Source organism: Streptomyces chartreusis (assembly GCF_008704715.1).
Lineage (GTDB): Bacteria > Actinomycetota > Actinomycetes > Streptomycetales > Streptomycetaceae > Streptomyces > Streptomyces chartreusis.
The window spans coordinates 3,303,505-3,321,384 of record NZ_CP023689.1 but is presented as its reverse complement, the minus strand read 5'-3'; the positions used below and the strand labels follow the sequence as shown (position 1 = coordinate 3,321,384).

Here is a 17,880-nt window from a genome sequence, read left to right as displayed (position 1 = left end):
AGAATCTGACTAGAGCATTGCCAAGTCATGGGGGAGCGAAGCATCCCAATACCAGACAAGTCGGCAGCGTTCCTGCACAGACGCGCACCTTCACTCTCATGTGTGACAGCGGGCACACCTCCCAGGTAAAGACCTCATCAAATAGTTTGTGATACGGTTCACGAGAACCCGGGACAGAGCCGAAGGACCGAAGTGCGACGGTCCACCCGGCGTGAGGTTCTCTCTCAGCCCGGGACTACGCTCGTCCATGACGACACCCTGCCCCCACCGTGAAAGCGGAGTTGCCGCCATGCCGTCCAATGACGCCCGCACCCTGCTCCAGGCCGCTGTGCCCACAGCCGTCGCCGGCGCTGTTGCCGTCGTCGTCAGTGGCGTGGTCGCCGGTGGCAAGGGAGCGATCGGGGCCGTCGTCGCGACGCTGGTCGTGATCCTTTTCATGGGGCTCGGTCTCTACGTACTTCAGCGCACTGCCAAATCGCTTCCGCATCTGTTCCAGGCAATGGGTCTGATGCTGTACGCGGCGCAGATCCTGCTGCTGTTCATCTTCATGGCCGCGTTCAAGAACACGACGCTGTTCAACCCCCGGGTCTTCGCGTTCACACTGCTCGGCACCACCCTTGTGTGGATCGCCATGCAGACGCGTGCCCACATGAAGGCCAAGATCCTCTACGTCGAGCCCGATTCGGACAGCCCCTCCAAGGGCGGGAAGTCCGAAAAGACGGGGCACTCGTCGTGAGAGGTAGGGGCGGGATAAAGGGGCGGAAGAAGTCCTGCTATCGTCCGGTGCCAACTGCGGCATCGCGGGCGCGGGCATCTGAGCTGACGCCTGCTCAATCGCGAGGCGAGATGCCCCACAGCCGCCCCCACATCCGTAACACCAGTCCCGTGCCGAACCGCGGCTGCGCGCCGCGCCGACACAACGAGGTTGCCGTACCTATGCGCCACGCTGAAGGAGCCCGCGGTGAGTGCTGACCCGACGCAGGTGCTCGCCTTCGAGACCGACTGCCACCTTTTCGACGGGTGTGGCTTCGCCGAGGTCTCTCCGGGCCTGCACTCGTTCATGTTCCAGCCCCTGTGGGGTGACGGCGACAGCAACCTGTACTTCAACAAGACGATGCTGCTGGCGCTGCTCGGCTCGATCATCATCGTGGGCTTCTTCTGGGCCGCGTTCCGCAGGCCGCAGGTGGTCCCCGGCAAGCTCCAGATGGTCGCCGAGGCGGGCTACGACTTCATCCGGCGCGGTGTCGTCTACGAGACCATCGGCAAGAAGGAAGGCGAGAAGTACGTACCGCTCGTCGTCTCGCTCTTCTTCTTCGTCTGGATGCTGAACCTCTGGTCGATCATTCCGATCGCCCAGTTCCCGGTCACCGCGATCATCTCGTACCCGCTGGTCCTGGCGCTGATCGTCTACGTCCTGTGGGTCTCCCTGACCTTCAAGCGGCACGGCTTCGTCGGCTTCTGGAAGAACGTCACCGGCTACGACAAGTCGCTCGGCGCCGTGCTCCCGCTGGCCATGCTGATCGAGCTCTTCTCGAACCTGCTGATCCGGCCGTTCACCCACGCCGTGCGACTCTTCGCGAACATGTTCGCCGGTCACACCCTGCTGCTGCTCTTCACGATCGCCAGCTGGTACATGCTGAACGGCTTCGGTATCGCCTACGCGGGTGTCTCGTTCGTGATGGTCATCGTGATGACGGCCTTCGAGCTCTTCATCCAGGCCCTTCAGGCGTACGTGTTCGTCCTGCTGACGTGCACCTACATCCAGGGCGCTCTCGCCGAGCACCACTGAGCCACCGCCCCTTTTTCACCTCCACAATTCGTCCGGTGGCCAACCCCCACCGGTCCGTAAAGAAAAGGAAGAACTGGCATGTCCCAGACCCTTGCTGCTGTCGAAGGCTCCCTCGGCTCCATCGGTTACGGCCTCGCCGCGATCGGCCCCGGCGTCGGCGTCGGCATCATCTTCGGTAACGGCACCCAGGCGCTTGCCCGTCAGCCCGAGGCCGCCGGCCTGATCCGTGCCAACCAGATCCTCGGCTTCGCCTTCTGTGAGGCGCTCGCGCTGATCGGTCTGGTCATGCCGTTCGTCTACGGCTACTGATCCACCACACCAGTCCAGCCGACTAGACGAAAGGCACTCACATGAGCCAGCTGCTCATCGCGGCGAGTGAGGGGGAGAACCCTCTCATCCCGCCGGTCCCTGAGCTTGTCATCGGCCTGCTCGCCTTCGTCATCGTCTTCGGCTTCCTCGCCAAGAAGCTCCTCCCGAACATCAACAAGGTTCTGGAAGAGCGCCGCGAGGCCATCGAGGGCGGTATCGAGAAGGCCGAGGCCGCCCAGACCGAGGCACAGAGCGTTCTGGAGCAGTACAAGGCCCAGCTCGCCGAGGCCCGGCACGAGGCCGCGCGTCTGCGCCAGGAGGCGCAGGAGCAGGGCGCCACGCTCATCGCGGAGATGCGCGCGGAAGGCCAGCGGCAGCGCGAGGAGATCGTCGCCGCCGGTCACGCCCAGATCGAGGCCGACCGCAAGGCCGCCGCGTCCGCGCTGCGTCAGGACGTCGGCAAGCTTGCCACCGACCTGGCCGGCAAGCTCGTCGGCGAGTCCCTCGAGGACCACGCCCGGCAGAGCCGCGTCATCGACCGCTTCCTCGACGAGCTCGAGGAGAAGGCCGAGGCCGGACGATGAACGGAGCGAGCCGCGAGGCCCTGGCAGCCGCACGCGAGCGACTCGACGCGCTGACGGACAACACGTCCGTCGACGCCGGACGGCTCGCCGACGAGCTGGCCGCCGTCACCGCGCTGCTCGACCGCGAGGTGTCGCTGCGTCGGGTCCTGACCGACCCGGCGCAGGCCGGCGAGGCCAAGGCCGAGCTGGCCCAGCGCCTGCTCGGCGGCCAGGTCGGCGGCGAGACCGCCGACCTCCTGGCCGGCATGGTGCGCTCCCGCTGGTCGCAGTCCCGCGACCTGGTGGACGCGCTGGAGGAGCTGGCGGACACCGCCGACCTCACGGCCGCGCAGAAGGCGGGCACGCTCGACGACGTCGAGGACGAGCTGTTCCGGTTCGGCCGGATCGTCTCCTCGAACACCGAGCTGCGCGCCGCGCTGACCGACCGCGCCGCCACCACCTCGGCCAAGAGCGCGCTGCTGCGCAGCCTGCTCGGCGGCCGTGCCAAGGCGACCACGGAGCGTCTGGTGACGCGCCTTGTGACCGCGCCGCGTGGACGTAGCCTGGAGTCGGGACTGGAGTCCCTGTCCAAGCTCGCCGCCGAGCGCCGGCAGCGCCTGGTGGCGGTCGTGACCACGGCGGTTCCGCTGAGCGACGCGCAGCGGCGGCGCCTGGGCGCCGCCCTCGGGAAGCTCTACGGCCACACGATGCACCTGAACATCGACGTGGACCCCGAGGTCGTCGGCGGTATCCGGGTGCAGGTCGGTGACGAGGTCATCAACGGCTCCCTCGCGGACCGCATCGAGGACGCCGGCCGCCGACTGGCGAGCTAGCACCAAACTTCATAGCAGTACGTACTTACGACGGCCCATGTTGGGCCGTGCAGAGGATTCACCTCGTTCAGGGGGGAGTCCCCATCCCCCCAAAGTGAAACTTCGGGCCCAACAAGGAGAGCAGGGAACCCAGATGGCGGAGCTCACGATCCGGCCGGAGGAGATCCGGGACGCGCTGGAGAACTTCGTCCAGTCGTACAAGCCGGACGCGGCCTCGCGCGAGGAGGTCGGTACGGTCACCCTTGCCGGCGACGGCATCGCGAAGGTCGAGGGTCTTCCCTCGGCCATGGCCAACGAACTGCTGAAGTTCGAGGACGGCACCCTCGGCCTCGCGCTCAACCTGGAAGAGCGCGAGATCGGCGCCGTCATCCTCGGTGAGTTCAGCGGCATCGAGGAGGGTCAGCCGGTCTCCCGTACCGGTGAGGTCCTCTCCGTGGCCGTCGGCGAGGGCTACCTCGGCCGAGTCGTCGACCCGCTCGGCAACCCGATCGACGGCCTCGGCGAGATCGAGACGTCCGGCCGCCGCGCCCTCGAGCTTCAGGCTCCGGGCGTCATGGCCCGTAAGTCGGTGCACGAGCCGATGGAGACCGGCTACAAGGCCGTCGACGCGATGACCCCGATCGGCCGTGGCCAGCGTCAGCTGATCATCGGTGACCGTCAGACCGGCAAGACCGCCCTGGCCGTCGACACGATCATCAACCAGCGCGACAACTGGCGCACCGGCGACCCGAACAAGCAGGTCCGCTGCGTCTACGTCGCCATCGGCCAGAAGGGCTCGACGATCGCGTCGGTCCGTGGCGCGCTGGAGGAGAACGGCGCGCTGGAGTACACGACCATCGTCGCCGCCCCGGCGTCCGACCCGGCCGGCTTCAAGTACCTGGCGCCGTACACCGGTTCGGCCATCGGCCAGCAGTGGATGTACGAGGGCAAGCACGTCCTCATCATCTTCGACGACCTCTCGAAGCAGGCCGACGCCTACCGCGCCGTGTCCCTGCTGCTGCGCCGCCCGCCGGGCCGTGAGGCCTACCCGGGTGACGTCTTCTACCTGCACTCCCGTCTGCTGGAGCGCTGCGCGAAGCTCTCCGACGACATGGGCGCCGGTTCGATGACGGGTCTGCCGATCGTCGAGACCAAGGCCAACGACGTCTCGGCGTTCATCCCGACCAACGTCATCTCCATCACCGACGGCCAGTGCTTCCTGGAGTCGGACCTGTTCAACGCCGGTCAGCGCCCCGCGCTGAACGTCGGTATCTCCGTCTCCCGAGTCGGTGGTTCCGCGCAGCACAAGGCGATGAAGCAGGTCTCCGGCCGTCTGCGTCTGGACCTGGCCCAGTACCGCGAGCTGGAGGCGTTCGCCGCCTTCGGTTCCGACCTGGACGCCGCGTCGAAGGCGCAGCTGGAGCGTGGTTCGCGTCTGGTCGAGCTGCTCAAGCAGGCTCAGTACCAGCCGATGGCCACCGAGGACCAGGTCGTCTCGGTCTGGGGTGCCACCACCGGCAAGATGGACGACGTTCCGGTCACTGACATCCGCCGCTTCGAGAAGGAGCTCCTGGAGTACCTGCACCGCAAGGAGCAGGGCCTCATGACCTCCATCAAGGAGGGCGGCAAGATGTCGGACGACACCCTCACCGCTGTTGCCGACGCGATCGCCGACTTCAAGAAGCAGTTCGAGACCTCGGACGGCAAGCTTCTCGGCGAGGACGCTCCGGCCGCCGCCAAGTGACGTAAGGAAGGGACCTGACTCATGGGAGCCCAGCTCCGGGTCTACAAGCGTCGCATCCGATCCGTCACCGCGACCAAGAAGATCACCAAGGCGATGGAGATGATCGCCGCCTCGCGCGTCGTCAAGGCGCAGCGCAAGGTGGCGGCCTCCACGCCGTACGCGACCGAGCTCACCCGCGCGGTCACGGCGGTCGGTACCGGCTCGAACACCAAGCACCCGCTGACCACGCAGGCCGAGACGGTCACGCGGTCCGCGGTGCTGCTCCTGACGAGCGACCGTGGTCTCGCCGGCGCCTTCAACTCCAACGCCATCAAGGCGGCGGAGCTGCTGACCGAGCGTCTGGAGGCCGAGGGCAAGGCGGTCGACACGTACATCGTCGGCCGCCGCGGTCTGGCTCACTACAACTTCCGCGAGCGCAAGGTCGTGGAGTCGTGGTCGGGCTTCACCGACGAGCCCACGTACGCGGACGCGAAGAAGGTCGCGGGCCCGCTGATCGAGGCCATCGAGAAGGACACGGCCGAGGGCGGCGTGGACGAGCTCCACATCGTCTACACCGAGTTCGTGTCGATGATGACGCAGCAGGCCCTCGACGCCCGCATGCTGCCGCTCAGCCTCGAAGAGATCGCGGAGGAGACGCCGAAGGGCGAGATCCTTCCGCTGTTCGACTTCGAGCCCTCGGCGGAGGACGTCCTCGACGCCCTGCTGCCGCGCTACGTGGAGAGCCGTATCTACAACGCGCTGCTCCAGTCGGCCGCCTCCAAGCACGCCGCCACGCGGCGGGCGATGAAGTCGGCAACCGACAACGCGGGAGAGCTCATCGAGACGCTCTCGCGGCTTGCCAACGCGGCCCGCCAGGCCGAAATCACCCAGGAAATCAGCGAGATCGTCGGTGGCTCCGCAGCCCTGGCCGACGCGACCGCGGGGAGTGACAGGTAATGACGACGACAGTTGAGACGGCCGTTGCCACGGGCCGCGTCGCCCGGGTCATCGGCCCGGTCGTCGACGTGGAATTCCCCGTCGACGCCATGCCGGAGATCTACAACGCCCTTCACGTCGAGGTGGCCGACCCGGCCAAGGACGGCGAGAAGAAGACGCTGACCCTGGAGGTCGCCCAGCACCTGGGTGACGGCCTGGTCCGCACCATCTCGATGCAGCCCACCGACGGTCTGGTCCGTCAGGCCCCGGTCACCGACACCGGTGCCTCCATCACGGTCCCCGTCGGCGACTTCACCAAGGGCAAGGTGTTCAACACCCTCGGTGAGGTGCTGAACGTCGACGAGACGTACGACGGCGAGCGCTGGGGCATCCACCGCAAGGCGCCGAACTTCGACGAGCTCGAGTCGAAGACCGAGATGTTCGAGACCGGCGTCAAGGTCATCGACCTTCTCACCCCGTACGTCAAGGGTGGAAAGATCGGTCTGTTCGGCGGTGCCGGCGTCGGCAAGACGGTGCTCATCCAGGAGATGATCTACCGCGTCGCCAACAACCACGACGGTGTCTCCGTGTTCGCCGGTGTCGGTGAGCGCACCCGTGAGGGCAACGACCTCATCGACGAGATGAGCGAGTCGGGCGTCATCGACAAGACCGCGCTGGTCTTCGGTCAGATGGACGAGCCCCCGGGCACCCGTCTGCGCGTGGCCCTCGCCGGTCTGACCATGGCGGAGTACTTCCGCGATGTGCAGAAGCAGGACGTGCTGTTCTTCATCGACAACATCTTCCGCTTCACGCAGGCCGGTTCCGAGGTGTCGACCCTGCTCGGCCGTATGCCCTCCGCGGTGGGCTACCAGCCGAACCTGGCCGACGAGATGGGTCTCCTCCAGGAGCGCATCACCTCGACCCGTGGTCACTCGATCACCTCGATGCAGGCGATCTACGTCCCCGCGGACGACCTGACCGACCCGGCCCCGGCCACCACCTTCGCCCACCTCGACGCGACGACGGTTCTCTCCCGTCCGATCTCGGAGAAGGGCATCTACCCGGCCGTGGACCCGCTGGACTCCACGTCCCGGATCCTGGACCCGCGCTACATCGCGGCGGACCACTACAACACCGCCATGCGCGTCAAGGGGATCCTTCAGAAGTACAAGGACCTCCAGGACATCATCGCGATCCTCGGTATCGACGAGCTCAGCGAGGAGGACAAGCTGGTCGTCCAGCGTGCCCGCCGCGTCGAGCGCTTCCTGTCCCAGAACACCCACGTCGCCAAGCAGTTCACCGGCGTGGACGGTTCGGACGTGCCGCTGGACGAGTCGATCACCGCGTTCAACGCGATCATTGACGGTGACTTCGACCACTTCCCGGAGCAGGCCTTCTTCCTCTGCGGTGGTATCGAGGACCTGAAGAAGAACGCGAAGGAGCTGGGCGTCTCCTGACGCACCGGTCTTCGTGAGCCATTGAGCTCTTGATGAGGGGGCGGGGCACGTCCCGCCCCCTCTTCCATGCCTACTAGACTTGTAACCAACACCCGGCACAACCGCCGGGTGGTGACCCGAGGAGCCACCTTGGCTGCTGAGCTGCACGTCGCGATGGTCGCGGCCGACCGTGAGGTCTGGTCCGGCCAGGCCACCTTGGTCGTCGCGCGCACCACGTCCGGCGACATCGGCGTCATGCCCGGTCACCAGCCGCTGCTCGGTGTGCTGGAGTCGGGCCCGGTGACCATCCGTACGAGTGATGGCGGGACCGTCATCGCCGCGGTGCACGGCGGTTTCATCTCGTTCGCGGACGACAAGCTGTCGCTGCTGGCCGAGATCGCCGAACTGTCGGACGAGATCGACGTCCAGCGCGCGGAGCGGGCGCTCGAGCGCGCGAAGGGCGACGACGACGCGTCCGCCGAGCGCCGCGCGGAGGTCCGCCTGCGGGCGGCGACGGCGCGCTGACCCCCGAGGTCACCTTCCGGGCCGTCTAGGCTCTGGGGGAGCGCACGCGATGACGTCACTCAGCCGCGGCTGGGACCGGAGCAATCCGGTGCCGGTCGCGGCTGTGGCAGATATGGAAGTTTTTTCCGTTCCGTTACCTAGGAGACGAGGAGGTCGGTGCCGATGGTCCTCGCTCTGACTGTGTGCGGAATCGTCGTCGCCCTTGTGGTGCTGGGGTTGTTCGTCTTCGGCCTGCGCCGCAGACTCATCCAGCGCTCGGGCGGCACTTTCGACTGTTCGCTGCGCTGGGACGTGCCGGAGAAGACCGACACGAGCGGCAAGGGCTGGAGCTACGGCGTCGCCCGCTACAACGGCGACCGTATCGAGTGGTATCGCGTCTTCTCCTACGCCTACCGCCCGCGCCGCGTCCTGGAGCGCTCCGCGATCGAGGTGGCCGGCCGGCGTCTGCCCGACGGCGAGGAGGAACTGGCGCTGCTCTCCGACGCAGTGATCCTCACCTGTCTGCACCGGGGCACGCGTCTCGAACTCGCCATGAGCGAAGACGCGCTGACCGGTTTCCTCGCGTGGCTTGAGGCAGCCCCGCCCGGTCAGCGCGTCAATGTCGCTTGACTTGCCTGCTAGTTGAGCCCGTTGTTGATGGCGGTCACCAGCTCACCGTTGGTGGTGTCGCCGCTGAACTCCCAGAAGAACGCGCCGCCCAGGCCCTGGTTCTTGGCCCACGACATCTTCCCGGCGATCGTCGACGGGGTGTCGTAGGACCACCAGTTGTTGCCGCAGTAGGCGTACGCGGTGCCGGCGATGGTGCCGTTGGCCGGGCAGGAGTTCTTCAGGACCTTGTAGTCCTCGATGCCGGCCTCGTAGGTGCCGGGCGCGGCTCCGGTCGCCGTGCCACCGGGGGCGGCCTGGGTGACGCCGGTCCAGCCGCGGCCGTAGAAGCCGATGCCGAGCAGCAGCTTCTTCGACGCGACGCCCTTGGACTTGAGCTTGGCGATGGCGTCGGCGGAGTTGAAGCCCGCCTGCGGGATGCCGGCGTACGACGTGAGCGGCGAGTGCGGCGCCGTCGGGCCCTGCGCGTTGAAGGCGCCGAAGTAGTCGTACGTCATCACGTTGTACCAGTCGAGGTACTGGGAGGCGCCGCCGTAGTCGGCCGCGTCGATCTTGCCGCCGGAGGAGCCGTCGGCGGTGATGGCCGCGGTGACCAGGTAGTTCGGGCCGAACTCCGTGCGCAGCGCGGACATCAGGTTCTTGAAGGCCGCGGGGCCGGAGGTGTCGCAGGTCAGGCCGCAGGCGTTGGGGTACTCCCAGTCGATGTCGATGCCGTCGAAGACATCGGCCCAGCGCGGGTCCTCGACCACGGACTTGCAGGACTTGGCGAACGCGGCCGCGTTCTGCGCCGCCTGGCCGAAGCCGCCGGAGTAGGTCCAGCCGCCGAAGGAGTACAGGATCTTGATGTGCGGGTACTTGGCCTTCAGCTGACGCAGCTGGTTGAAGTTGCCGCGCAGCGGCTGGTCCCAGGTGTCGGCGGTGCCGCTGACGGACTGGTCGGCGGTGTAGGCCTTGTCGTAGGCGGCGTAGGTGTCGTCGACGGTGCACTGACCGTTCTTGACGTTGCCGAACGCGTAGTTGATGTGCGTGATCTTCGACGCGGAGCCGGAGCTCACCAGGTTCTTGACGTGGTAGTTGCGGCCGTAGACGCCCCACTCGGTGAAGTAGCCGAGCTTGACCTTGTCGCCGGTGGGCGGCGGGTCGGTGGTGCCGCCGGTGGTGCGCACCGCGCGGGCGCCGCTGACCGGGCCGGTCTGGTCGGCGGTGTCGCGGGCCTGGACGGTGTAGGAGTAGTCGGTGCCGGCGGTCAGTCCGGTGTCGGAGTACGACGTCGTGGTCACGGTGGCGACCTTGGCGCCGTCGCGCAGGACGTCGTAGTTCTTGACGCCCTTGTCGTCGGTGGCGGCGCTCCAGGACAGCTTCACCGAGGTGTTGGTGATGTCGGAGGCGCTCGGCGTGCCGGGGGCGCTCGGGGCGCTGTCGCCGGGCTCCGTGGTGCCGCCGTCACAACTGCCGCCGTTCAGCTTGCAGTTGGCGGGGGAGCCGGAGCCGGCGCCGTTGAAGCCGAAGGAGACGGTCGCGCCGGGGGCGAGGGTGCCGTTCCAGGACTTGTTCTTGGCGGTCCAGTGGGTGCCGGACGAGGTGACGTCGGCGTCCCAGGCGGAGGTGACGGAAGTGCCGGAGGGGAAGTCCCACTCGACCGTCCAGGAGCTGAGGGACGTGGTGCCGGTGTTCTTCACCGTCCACTTGCCCTCGAAGCCGGAGCCCCAGTCCTGGGTCTTGGCGTAGGTGGCGGTGGCGGATGTCGCGGCTTCGGCCGGGCTCGCGAGGCCGACCAGGCCCGCCAGCGGAAGCAGCAGGGTCGCGAACCCCGCCACGGCTCTGTGTCTGAAGCGCATGCTGCGCCTCCTTGTTGGGAAGTCAGGGGGCATGACTGAGCCTCACGCCCACTCATGGTGCGGTGAGAATAGAAAGGTCTGGACCACAGGTCAATAGGTCTGGACCAGTTGCTCATCGGCCCGCTGGGCCGGTCGGCTAGATCCCCAACTCCTGTGCCAGTACAGCCGCTTGCACGCGGCTGCGCAGCTCCAGCTTGCCCAGCAGACGGCTGACATGTGTCTTCACGGTCGCCTCGGCCATGTCCAGCCGGGCCGCGATACCGGCGTTCGACAGTCCCTCGCCGAGGCAGGACAGCACCTCGCGTTCACGGCGGGTGAGACTGTCCAGGACCGACGGGTCGGCCGTCGTCTCCCGTACCGGCTTCGCGGCGAACTCGGCGATCAGGCGCCGGGTCACGGCCGGGGCGACGATGCCCTCGCCGCGCGCCACCGTGCGCACCGCCTCCAGCAGGTCACGGGCCTCGGTGTTCTTGAGCAGGAACCCACAGGCGCCCGCCCGCAGCGCTCCGAAGACGTACTCGTCGAGGTCGAAGGTGGTCAGCACGAGGACGTCCGCGAGCCGTTCCTCGACGACCTTGCGGGTGGCCGAAACCCCGTCCAGACGCGGCATCTGAATGTCCATCAGCACCAGGTCGGGCCGCAGTTCCCGGGCCCGCTCCACCGCCTGCTCACCGTCCGCCGCCTCGCCGACCACCTCGATGTCGGGCGCGCTGCGCAGAATGAGGACCAGCCCGGCCCGGACGGCGGACTGGTCCTCGGCGACGAGCACACGGATCATGCGGGGTCTCCTTCGGTCAGCGGAAGCCTGGCGCGTACGACCCACATCTTGCCGCCGGCCGAGCCCTCGGGCCCGGCCTCGAACTCGCCGCCCAGCAGCGCGACCCGCTCCCGCATACCGACCAGGCCGGCGCCGGAACCGGGCGCCCGCGGCCCGTCGCGGTCGCCGAACGGGCTGGTCACGGCGACGGTCAGACAGCCGTCCCGCTGGGCGAGAGCGACCGTGACCCGGCCGGGGGAGGCGTGCTTGAGGGCGTTGGTCAGGGACTCCTGGACGATGCGGTAGGCGGCGAGCTCGACGGGGGCCGGGACGGTGCCGGGCGCGGAATCGAGGTGGACGTCGAGACCGTTGGTGCGGGCGCCCTCGGCCAGGGCGTCGAGGCCGTCGAGCGTGGGGGCGGCCACCGGCGCGGTGTCGCCGCCGGCGTCCCGCAGGATGCCGATGAGCCGGCGCATCTCGGCGAGCCCCTCGACGCTGTTCTCGCGGATGACCGACAGCGCCTCCTGGGAGGTCTTCGGGTCGTCGATGGAGAGCGCGGCCGTGGAGTGGATGGCGATCGCGGAGAGATGGTTGGCGACCATGTCGTGCAGCTCGCGTGCCATGCGGGCACGCTCCGCGGCGACGGCCTGGGAGCGGTCCATCTCGGCGAGCAGCGCGGTCTGTTCGGCCCGCAGCCGGGCGGCCTCGGCGGCGTCACGGTGGTTGCGCACGATCCAGCCCGTGCCGGCCGGCCCGTACGCCACGATGCCGACGACCACGCCGATCAGCAGCGCCTCCGGGGTGCGCCACACCGCGAACGGCACCAGGGTCGCGGCCACCGTGAGCAGGCCGGTGATCCACTGGATGCGGCGGGCGGAGGGGAGGGGGCCGTACAGCACGGCCGCGTAGACGATGTCGGTGAACATCAGGACCGTGGCCAGGTTGCCCTGGGTGAAGACGTCCGCGCAGATCGCGACCGTGCCGATCAGCAGGGCCGTGCGCGGGGCCGTCCGGCGCATCAGCTCGCAGCCGGCCATCACGACGAGCGGCAGCAGGATCGGCCAGGGGCCGTCGAAGAGCGTGATGGGGTCGCGGGAGGGCCGCGTGGCCAGACCGATGCCCACCAGCAGCAGACCGCCGAGCAGCCCGCCGACGGCGACGTACACGTCGAAGCGGTGCGGGCGGGGAAGGGCCATGGCTTCATCCAACACGGTGGGCTCCGCCCGCGCGTGATTCCGGGGAAGGGTCCTGGACTGCATCTTTCGATGTACCGCGAGTTCGTCAGTGCCGACGACGAAAGCGGCCGGTCCCGACGGGAGCCTGGAAGGGTGACCGAAGGGAGCATGTTGTGATCGTCGCCCTCATCATCGCCTGCGAGGTCGGCTTCTGGGTGCTGCTGGCGCTGGGCCTGGCCGTCCGCTACCTGCTGAAGTGGCGCCGTACGAGTGTGGTGCTGCTGCTGTGCGAGCCGCTCCTTGAGCTGGTGCTCTTCGTGGCGACCGCGGTGGACCTGAAGAACGGCGCCGAGCCGGGCTGGGAGCACGGGCTGGCCGCGCTCTACATCGGCTACACCGTGGCGTACGGCCACTACACGATCCGCTGGCTGGACGGCCACGCCGCGCACCGCCTGGCCGGTGCCCCGCGCCCGCCCAGGCCTCCGCAGTACGGCATGGCACGCGCCCGGCACGAGGGCGGCCTGTGGCTTCGTACGCTGCTCGGGGCGGCCGTGGCCTGTGCACTCCTCCAGGGCGCCGTCTGGTACGTCGGGGACGGTGACACCTCGTCCCTGCGGTCCTTCCAGTGGGTGGCACTGCGCGCCGCGGGCATCCATGGCCTGGTCGCGCTGGCGTACCTGATCTGGCCGAAGCAGCCGAAGGGCGGGGCGGGGTCCGAGCCCGCCGACCGGTTCGTCACGTCGAAGGAGCGGGCCGGATAGGTCGTCGGTCGTCCGCGGGCCCGTCGTGGCCGGTCGCGCAGTTCCCCGCGCCCCTTTCGGGGCGCGTCCGCGCCAGGACGTTCAGCGTTCTCCGCCGGGGACCCACAGGATGTCGCCCTCGGACTTGTTGGCCGTCCTCGCCAGGATGCTGCATTTTCCGGGGGGCGACCCCCGGACCCCCGGCCGGAGGTCGGCATTGTCGCCGTCCGTCGCACATGGAACCTGGATCGGGCCGGAGGACCGGGTCAGCGTTCTCCGCCCGGGACCCACAGGATGTCGCCCTCGGACTTGTTGGCCGTCCTCGCCAGGATGAACAGGAGGTCGGACAGGCGGTTGAGGTAGGTCGCGGTCAGGGGGTTCATGGTTTCGCCGTGGGCCTCCAGGGCCGACCAGGTCGAGCGCTCCGCGCGGCGGACGACCGTGCAGGCCTGGTGCAGCAGGGCCGCGCCCGCGGTACCGCCGGGGAGGATGAAGGAGCGCAGCTTCTCCAGCTCCTCGTTGAAGCGGTCGCAGTCCGCCTCCAGCTTGTCGATGTAGAACTGCTCGACGCGCAGCGGCGGGAACTCCGGGTTCTCCACCACCGGCGTCGACAGGTCCGCACCCACGTCGAACAGGTCGTTCTGGACGCGGGTGAGGACCTTGACGATCTCCTCGTCCAAGCCGCCCAGCGCGATCGCCGTGCCGATCACCGCGTTCGCCTCGTTGGCGTCGGCGTACGCCGAGATCCGCAGGTCGGTCTTGGCGACGCGGCTCATGTCGCCGAGGGCGGTGGTGCCCTGGTCGCCGGTCCTGGTGTAGATGCGTGTCAGATTGACCATGAGGCCAGCCTAGTTACGCACCGGCCGTTCGGAAGACGCGTGTGCCGACCGTCACGGCGAGCGCGGCGAAGGCGACGGCGACCAGGGCGCCGTACAGCATGTGCGCCGTGGCGTAGGAGCCGACGTACGCGTCCCGCACCGCGTCCACCAGATAGCGGAACGGTATGAAGTGGGACAGGACGTCAAGCCACCTCGGTCCTAGTGTCATCGGGAGCATCAGGCCCGACAGCAGCATCATCGGCATCGTCATGGCGTTGATCGCCGGCCCGAACTCCTGCGGGGTGCGGACCTTCATGGCGAGCGCGTACGACAGCGAGGCCAGTGACACCGTCAGCAGTGCGACGAACGCGAAGCCGATCAGGACGCCCGGCAGCGGGGCTCTCAGGCCCATCGCCAGCGCGGCCAGGACCAGCAGCACCGCCTGGAAGACGAACACCGTGGCGTCCCGCAGCACGCGTCCCAGCAGCAGGGCGAGGCGGCTGACCGGCGTCACCCGCATCCGCTCCACCACCCCCTGGCCCTTCTCGATGATGATCGAGAACCCGGCGAACGACGCCCCGAACAGGCCGAGTTGGAGCAGCAGCCCGGGGACCAGCACCTGCCAGGAGCTGCCCCGGCCGCCCAGCGGCAGATCCGTCAGCAGCGGACCGAAGAACAGCAGGTACAGCAGCGGCATCAGCACGCCGAAGAGCAGGGCGAACCTGGAGCGCAGGGACTGGCGGAGATAGCGGCCGTAGATGAGGGCCGTGTCGTGCAGCAGCATCTTCTGGGGATTCCTATACGGCTACGGGGGCGGCGTCGGCCGGGGTGGCGCTACGGCCGGTGATGGCGAGGAAGGTGTCCTGGAGCGAGGCGTCGATCGAGCCGCCGTGGCGCAGCTTCAGCGCGCTCGGTGTGCCCTCGGCGACGACCACGCCCTTGTCGACGACGACGAGCCGGTCGGAGAGGGCGTCGGCCTCGTCGAGGTAGTGGGTGGTCAGGAACACCGTGGTGCGGTGCTCGTCGCGCAGACGCCGGATCAGGTCCCACAGGTCGGCCCGGCCGCCGGGGTCCAGACCCGTCGTCGGCTCGTCGAGGAACAGCACCTTCGGGCGGTGCGTGAGCGCCAGCGCGATGTCGAGGCGGCGCCGCCGGCCGCCGGAGAGCGTGCCGGTCCTGCGGTCCAGGAGCTCGGTCAGATCCAGGTCGTGGGCCAACTCCTCGGCCCGCCCGGCGGCCTGCGCCTTGGTCAGGCGGTAGAGGCGGCCCTGGGTGATCAGCTCCTCCCGCACGGTGATCTGCGTGTCCACCCCGCCCGACTGGGCCACGTACCCGCAGACCCGGCGCACCCCCGCGGGGTCGGTCGCGAGGTCGTGGCCGGCGACGGTGGCCGCGCCGCCGGTGGGCGCCAGCAGGGTCGTGAGCATGCGCAGGGTCGTCGTCTTGCCCGCGCCGTTCGGGCCCAGGAAGCCGAGGATCTCGCTCTCGCGCACGGTCAGGTCGATACCGCGGACGGCCTCCACCGGGCCGAGTTTCGTCCGGAAGGTACGGGCCAGTCCGGCCGTACTGATGATGGTCATGGCCACAGAAAAACAGAGTCTCTTAAATTTTGCAATGACCCCAAATTTTAAGAGAGCCCACTGAAGTTAGGATGAGGACCATGGCGGAAGGGCTCAGGGAGCGGAAGAAGCGCGAGACGAGACAGCGGATCTCGGACATCGCCACCGGGCTGTTCCTGGAGCACGGCTTCGTGACCGTGACCATCGCGGAGGTGGCGGAGGCCGCCGACGTCTCCGTGAACACCGTCTACAACTACTTCCCGGCGAAGGAGGACCTCTTCTTCGACCGCTCCGCCGGCGTCGTCGAGCAGCTCTCCCGCTGGGTGCGCGGCCGGGCGAAGGGGGAGTCGGCAGCCGGGGCGGTGCTGCGCGAACTGCGCGCCGACGTCGAGTCGGTCTCGCCCAGGGTCGGCCTGATCGAGGGCTACGACCGCTTCATGCGCTGCATCCAGGAGGCGCCGCCGCTGCGCTCCCGGCTGTGGAGCATGCAGCAGGAGATCCACGACCACCTGGAGGCGACCCTGCGCGAGGAGGCCGGCGCGGACGCCGCCGACCCGCTGCCGGGGCTGATCGCCGGTCAGATCGCCTGGATCCACCAGGCCGTGTTCGTCCACATCGGACGGGAGATGGTGGCCGGGCGCAATCCGGGCAAAGTGTCACGAGAGGCGCTCGTGCTTCTCGACGACATCGAGGAGCTGTTGAGCCCGAACGTGCTCAACTACGCCGTCCGAGCCGTGGAATGACCGGCGCCGGTGTGATGTCCGTCAGATGAGACGTGACTCGCGTTACTAACCGCTCACACAGTCCCCGGCGAGCGCTAAGGTCCGCCGCAGAAGCCAATCGTAAGCAGCGTGTAAGCGCACACTCGCGGTACTGCTGCCGTGATTCAAAGGGGAGTCGTCAGTGGCACGCAAGCTCGCCGTCATCGGGGCCGGTCTCATGGGTTCCGGTATCGCCCAGGTCTCTGCTCAGGCGGGTTGGGACGTGGTCCTGCGCGACGTCACCGACGAGGCCCTCACGCGCGGCACCGACGGCATCAAGGCGTCGTACGACAAGTTCGTCGGCAAGGGCAAGCTAGAGGCGCACGACGCCGACGCGGCCCTCGCCCGCATCACCGCCACCACCGACCTGGACGCGGTCGCCGACGCGGACGTCGTCGTCGAGGCCGTCTTCGAGAAGCTCGAGGTCAAGCACGAGATCTTCCGTGCGCTCGACAAGATCGTGCGCGAGGACGCCGTGCTCGCCTCCAACACCTCCGCCATCCCGATCACCAAGATCGCGGCGGCCACCGCGCACCCCGAGCGGGTCGTCGGTGTGCACTTCTTCTCGCCGGTGCCGATGATGCAGCTCGTCGAACTGGTCCGCGGCTACAAGACGAGCGACGAAACCCTCGCCACCGCGCGCGAGTTCGCCGAGTCCGTCGGCAAGACCTGCATCGTGGTGAACCGCGACGTCGCCGGCTTCGTCACCACCCGGCTGATCTCGGCGCTCGTCGTCGAGGCCACCAAGCTCTACGAGTCGGGTGTCGCCACCGCCGAGGACATCGACCTCGCCTGCAAGCTGGGCTTCGGTCACGCCATGGGCCCGCTCGCCACGGCCGACCTCACCGGCGTCGACATCCTGCTGCACGCCACCGGCAACATCTACACCGAGTCCCAGGACGAGAAGTTCGCACCGCCGGAGCTGATGCGCCGGATGGTGGACGCGGGTGACATCGGCCGCAAGAGCGGGCAAGGCTTTTACAGCTACTGAGGTTTCGTAGACCACCGCACAGCCCTCTCACGCATCACGCGATGGGGTGAATTCGGTATCGGTTCGCTTACAGACGGCAACCTCTGGCCGCTCAACGCAGTCAGAGGTTGCATCACCGGCCACAGCGAAGACTCATAGCAAACACAGACACAGGCACCTACGCAGACCACACACGCGGAGCACGAACGCACGCTTAGGGGAGCGATATGCACATCAGGGGCGACCACGCCGAACTGGTCGTCGGGGGCCGCCTCGACGTCCGCAGCGCGGCGGACGCCCGTACGGTCCTGCACTCGGCCGTCGACGACGGAGTCGGCGATCTGGTGCTCGACCTGTCCGAGCTGGAGTTCTGGGACGCCACCGGACTCGGGGTGATCATGGGGGCCCATCGGCGGGCCGGCCGCTGCGGCCGGCGCCTGGTGCTGCGCGGCGTGCCGCCGCAGATGCAGCGCCTGCTGGTGGCCACCCGGCTGCACCGGATCCTGGCGATCGAGGGCGGCATCGGGGTGGAGTCCCTGCCCCGGGTGTGACACCCGGCACGG

20 protein-coding genes are annotated in these 17,880 nt (G+C 68.3%); 14 read left to right on the top strand and 6 right to left on the bottom strand.

Features of this window, described 5'->3' with window-relative positions; translation table 11 throughout:
• The first annotated feature begins 289 nt into the window (after window positions 1-289).
• The 10 genes from CP983_RS13910 (at window position 290) to CP983_RS13865 (ending at window position 8,702) form a co-directional block, all read left to right on the top strand.
• Window positions 290-736 (top strand): Cg1360 family ATP-synthase-associated protein, encoded by a 447-nt coding sequence (locus CP983_RS13910; RefSeq protein WP_150499772.1) that lies wholly within the window; start codon window positions 290-292, stop codon window positions 734-736.
• Between the two features lie 225 nt (window positions 737-961).
• Window positions 962-1,789 carry a F0F1 ATP synthase subunit A gene (gene atpB / locus CP983_RS13905; RefSeq protein WP_107902772.1) on the top strand — a complete coding sequence of 276 codons (828 nt, stop codon included), beginning with the start codon at window positions 962-964 and terminating at the stop codon, window positions 1,787-1,789.
• Between the two features lie 78 nt (window positions 1,790-1,867).
• Window positions 1,868-2,098, top strand: coding sequence for an ATP synthase F0 subunit C (gene atpE / locus CP983_RS13900; RefSeq protein ID WP_009321656.1), 231 nt, complete (start codon window positions 1,868-1,870; stop codon window positions 2,096-2,098).
• 41 nt (window positions 2,099-2,139) lie between these two features.
• The gene (locus tag CP983_RS13895; RefSeq protein WP_030944978.1) at window positions 2,140-2,682 is read left to right on the top strand and encodes a F0F1 ATP synthase subunit B; all 543 of its coding nucleotides are present in this window, start codon (window positions 2,140-2,142) and stop codon (window positions 2,680-2,682) included.
• Window positions 2,679-3,494, top strand: coding sequence for a F0F1 ATP synthase subunit delta (locus CP983_RS13890; protein ID WP_107902770.1), 816 nt, complete (start codon window positions 2,679-2,681; stop codon window positions 3,492-3,494). The genes CP983_RS13895 and CP983_RS13890 overlap by 4 nt, the downstream gene beginning before the upstream one ends.
• Window positions 3,495-3,627: 133 nt before the next feature.
• On the top strand, window positions 3,628-5,217 hold the full coding sequence (gene atpA / locus CP983_RS13885) for a F0F1 ATP synthase subunit alpha (protein ID WP_107902768.1): 1,590 nt from the start codon (window positions 3,628-3,630) through the stop codon (window positions 5,215-5,217).
• A gap of 21 nt (window positions 5,218-5,238) precedes the next feature.
• Window positions 5,239-6,153: a F0F1 ATP synthase subunit gamma gene (locus CP983_RS13880; protein WP_150499771.1), complete on the top strand. Its 915-nt coding sequence runs from the start codon at window positions 5,239-5,241 to the stop codon at window positions 6,151-6,153.
• Entirely contained in the window at window positions 6,153-7,589 is a 1,437-nt protein-coding gene (gene atpD, locus CP983_RS13875; RefSeq protein ID WP_125524924.1) for a F0F1 ATP synthase subunit beta, read from the top strand. The genes CP983_RS13880 and atpD overlap by 1 nt, the downstream gene beginning before the upstream one ends.
• 129 nt (window positions 7,590-7,718) lie before the next feature.
• Window positions 7,719-8,093: a F0F1 ATP synthase subunit epsilon gene (locus CP983_RS13870; RefSeq protein WP_107902761.1), complete on the top strand. Its 375-nt coding sequence runs from the start codon at window positions 7,719-7,721 to the stop codon at window positions 8,091-8,093.
• 162 nt (window positions 8,094-8,255) lie between these two features.
• A complete protein-coding gene (locus CP983_RS13865) occupies window positions 8,256-8,702 on the top strand; it encodes a DUF2550 domain-containing protein (RefSeq protein WP_030944997.1) in 447 nt (148 codons plus the stop codon).
• Window positions 8,703-8,710: 8 nt separating this feature from the next.
• On the opposite strand, the gene CP983_RS13860 is transcribed toward CP983_RS13865, so the two are convergent.
• The 3 genes from CP983_RS13860 to CP983_RS13850 form a co-directional block, all read right to left on the bottom strand.
• Window positions 8,711-10,537 carry a glycoside hydrolase family 18 chitinase gene (locus CP983_RS13860; RefSeq protein WP_150499770.1) on the bottom strand — a complete coding sequence of 609 codons (1,827 nt, stop codon included), beginning with the start codon at window positions 10,535-10,537 and terminating at the stop codon, window positions 8,711-8,713.
• 136 nt (window positions 10,538-10,673) lie between these two features.
• Window positions 10,674-11,315, bottom strand: a complete 642-nt coding sequence (locus CP983_RS13855) for a response regulator (protein ID WP_030945003.1) — start codon at window positions 11,313-11,315, stop codon at window positions 10,674-10,676.
• A complete protein-coding gene (locus CP983_RS13850) occupies window positions 11,312-12,490 on the bottom strand; it encodes a sensor histidine kinase (protein ID WP_229914868.1) in 1,179 nt (392 codons plus the stop codon). Before CP983_RS13850 ends, CP983_RS13855 begins: the two co-directional genes overlap by 4 nt.
• 152 nt (window positions 12,491-12,642) lie before the next feature.
• Here CP983_RS13850 and CP983_RS13845 point away from each other — a divergent pair, with 152 nt between their 5' ends.
• Window positions 12,643-13,230 carry a hypothetical protein gene (locus tag CP983_RS13845; protein WP_150499769.1) on the top strand — a complete coding sequence of 196 codons (588 nt, stop codon included), beginning with the start codon at window positions 12,643-12,645 and terminating at the stop codon, window positions 13,228-13,230.
• 245 nt (window positions 13,231-13,475) lie between these two features.
• On the opposite strand, the gene CP983_RS13840 is transcribed toward CP983_RS13845, so the two are convergent.
• The 3 genes from CP983_RS13840 to CP983_RS13830 are packed head-to-tail and all read right to left on the bottom strand — an operon-like array spanning window position 13,476 to window position 15,607.
• Window positions 13,476-14,048, bottom strand: coding sequence for a cob(I)yrinic acid a,c-diamide adenosyltransferase (locus CP983_RS13840; protein ID WP_107902753.1), 573 nt, complete (start codon window positions 14,046-14,048; stop codon window positions 13,476-13,478).
• Between the two features lie 13 nt (window positions 14,049-14,061).
• Window positions 14,062-14,811: an ABC transporter permease gene (locus CP983_RS13835; protein WP_107902751.1), complete on the bottom strand. Its 750-nt coding sequence runs from the start codon at window positions 14,809-14,811 to the stop codon at window positions 14,062-14,064.
• Between the two features lie 13 nt (window positions 14,812-14,824).
• The gene (locus tag CP983_RS13830; protein WP_150499768.1) at window positions 14,825-15,607 is read right to left on the bottom strand and encodes an ABC transporter ATP-binding protein; all 783 of its coding nucleotides are present in this window, start codon (window positions 15,605-15,607) and stop codon (window positions 14,825-14,827) included.
• Window positions 15,608-15,687: 80 nt separating this feature from the next.
• On the opposite strand from CP983_RS13830, the gene CP983_RS13825 reads away from it, so the two are divergent.
• From CP983_RS13825 to CP983_RS13815, 3 genes are all read left to right on the top strand, one after another.
• Window positions 15,688-16,329, top strand: coding sequence for a TetR/AcrR family transcriptional regulator (locus CP983_RS13825; RefSeq protein ID WP_150499767.1), 642 nt, complete (start codon window positions 15,688-15,690; stop codon window positions 16,327-16,329).
• Window positions 16,330-16,489: 160 nt separating this feature from the next.
• On the top strand, window positions 16,490-17,338 hold the full coding sequence (locus tag CP983_RS13820; RefSeq protein ID WP_107902747.1) for a 3-hydroxyacyl-CoA dehydrogenase family protein: 849 nt from the start codon (window positions 16,490-16,492) through the stop codon (window positions 17,336-17,338).
• Between the two features lie 206 nt (window positions 17,339-17,544).
• Window positions 17,545-17,868 (top strand): STAS domain-containing protein, encoded by a 324-nt coding sequence (locus CP983_RS13815; protein WP_019760944.1) that lies wholly within the window; start codon window positions 17,545-17,547, stop codon window positions 17,866-17,868.
• The last annotated feature ends 12 nt before the right edge of the window (window positions 17,869-17,880 follow it).

Bases quoted from the DNA above. Each gene is read 5' to 3' on its own strand.
- CP983_RS13910 (WP_150499772.1), top strand. From the start codon at position 290: ATGCCGTCCAATGACGCCCGCACCCTGCTCCAGGCCGCTGTGCCCACA.
- atpE (WP_009321656.1), top strand. From the start codon at position 1,868: ATGTCCCAGACCCTTGCTGCTGTCGAAGGCTCCCTCGGCTCCATCGGT.
- CP983_RS13895 (WP_030944978.1), top strand. From the start codon at position 2,140: ATGAGCCAGCTGCTCATCGCGGCGAGTGAGGGGGAGAACCCTCTCATC.
- CP983_RS13890 (WP_107902770.1), top strand. From the start codon at position 2,679: ATGAACGGAGCGAGCCGCGAGGCCCTGGCAGCCGCACGCGAGCGACTC.
- atpA (WP_107902768.1), top strand. From the start codon at position 3,628: ATGGCGGAGCTCACGATCCGGCCGGAGGAGATCCGGGACGCGCTGGAG.
- CP983_RS13880 (WP_150499771.1), top strand. From the start codon at position 5,239: ATGGGAGCCCAGCTCCGGGTCTACAAGCGTCGCATCCGATCCGTCACC.
- atpD (WP_125524924.1), top strand. From the start codon at position 6,153: ATGACGACGACAGTTGAGACGGCCGTTGCCACGGGCCGCGTCGCCCGG.
- CP983_RS13865 (WP_030944997.1), top strand. From the start codon at position 8,256: ATGGTCCTCGCTCTGACTGTGTGCGGAATCGTCGTCGCCCTTGTGGTG.
- CP983_RS13860 (WP_150499770.1), bottom strand. From the start codon at position 10,537: ATGCGCTTCAGACACAGAGCCGTGGCGGGGTTCGCGACCCTGCTGCTT.
- CP983_RS13855 (WP_030945003.1), bottom strand. From the start codon at position 11,315: ATGATCCGTGTGCTCGTCGCCGAGGACCAGTCCGCCGTCCGGGCCGGG.
- CP983_RS13850 (WP_229914868.1), bottom strand. From the start codon at position 12,490: ATGGCCCTTCCCCGCCCGCACCGCTTCGACGTGTACGTCGCCGTCGGC.
- CP983_RS13840 (WP_107902753.1), bottom strand. From the start codon at position 14,048: ATGGTCAATCTGACACGCATCTACACCAGGACCGGCGACCAGGGCACC.
- CP983_RS13835 (WP_107902751.1), bottom strand. From the start codon at position 14,811: ATGCTGCTGCACGACACGGCCCTCATCTACGGCCGCTATCTCCGCCAG.
- CP983_RS13830 (WP_150499768.1), bottom strand. From the start codon at position 15,607: ATGACCATCATCAGTACGGCCGGACTGGCCCGTACCTTCCGGACGAAA.
- CP983_RS13825 (WP_150499767.1), top strand. From the start codon at position 15,688: ATGGCGGAAGGGCTCAGGGAGCGGAAGAAGCGCGAGACGAGACAGCGG.
- CP983_RS13815 (WP_019760944.1), top strand. From the start codon at position 17,545: ATGCACATCAGGGGCGACCACGCCGAACTGGTCGTCGGGGGCCGCCTC.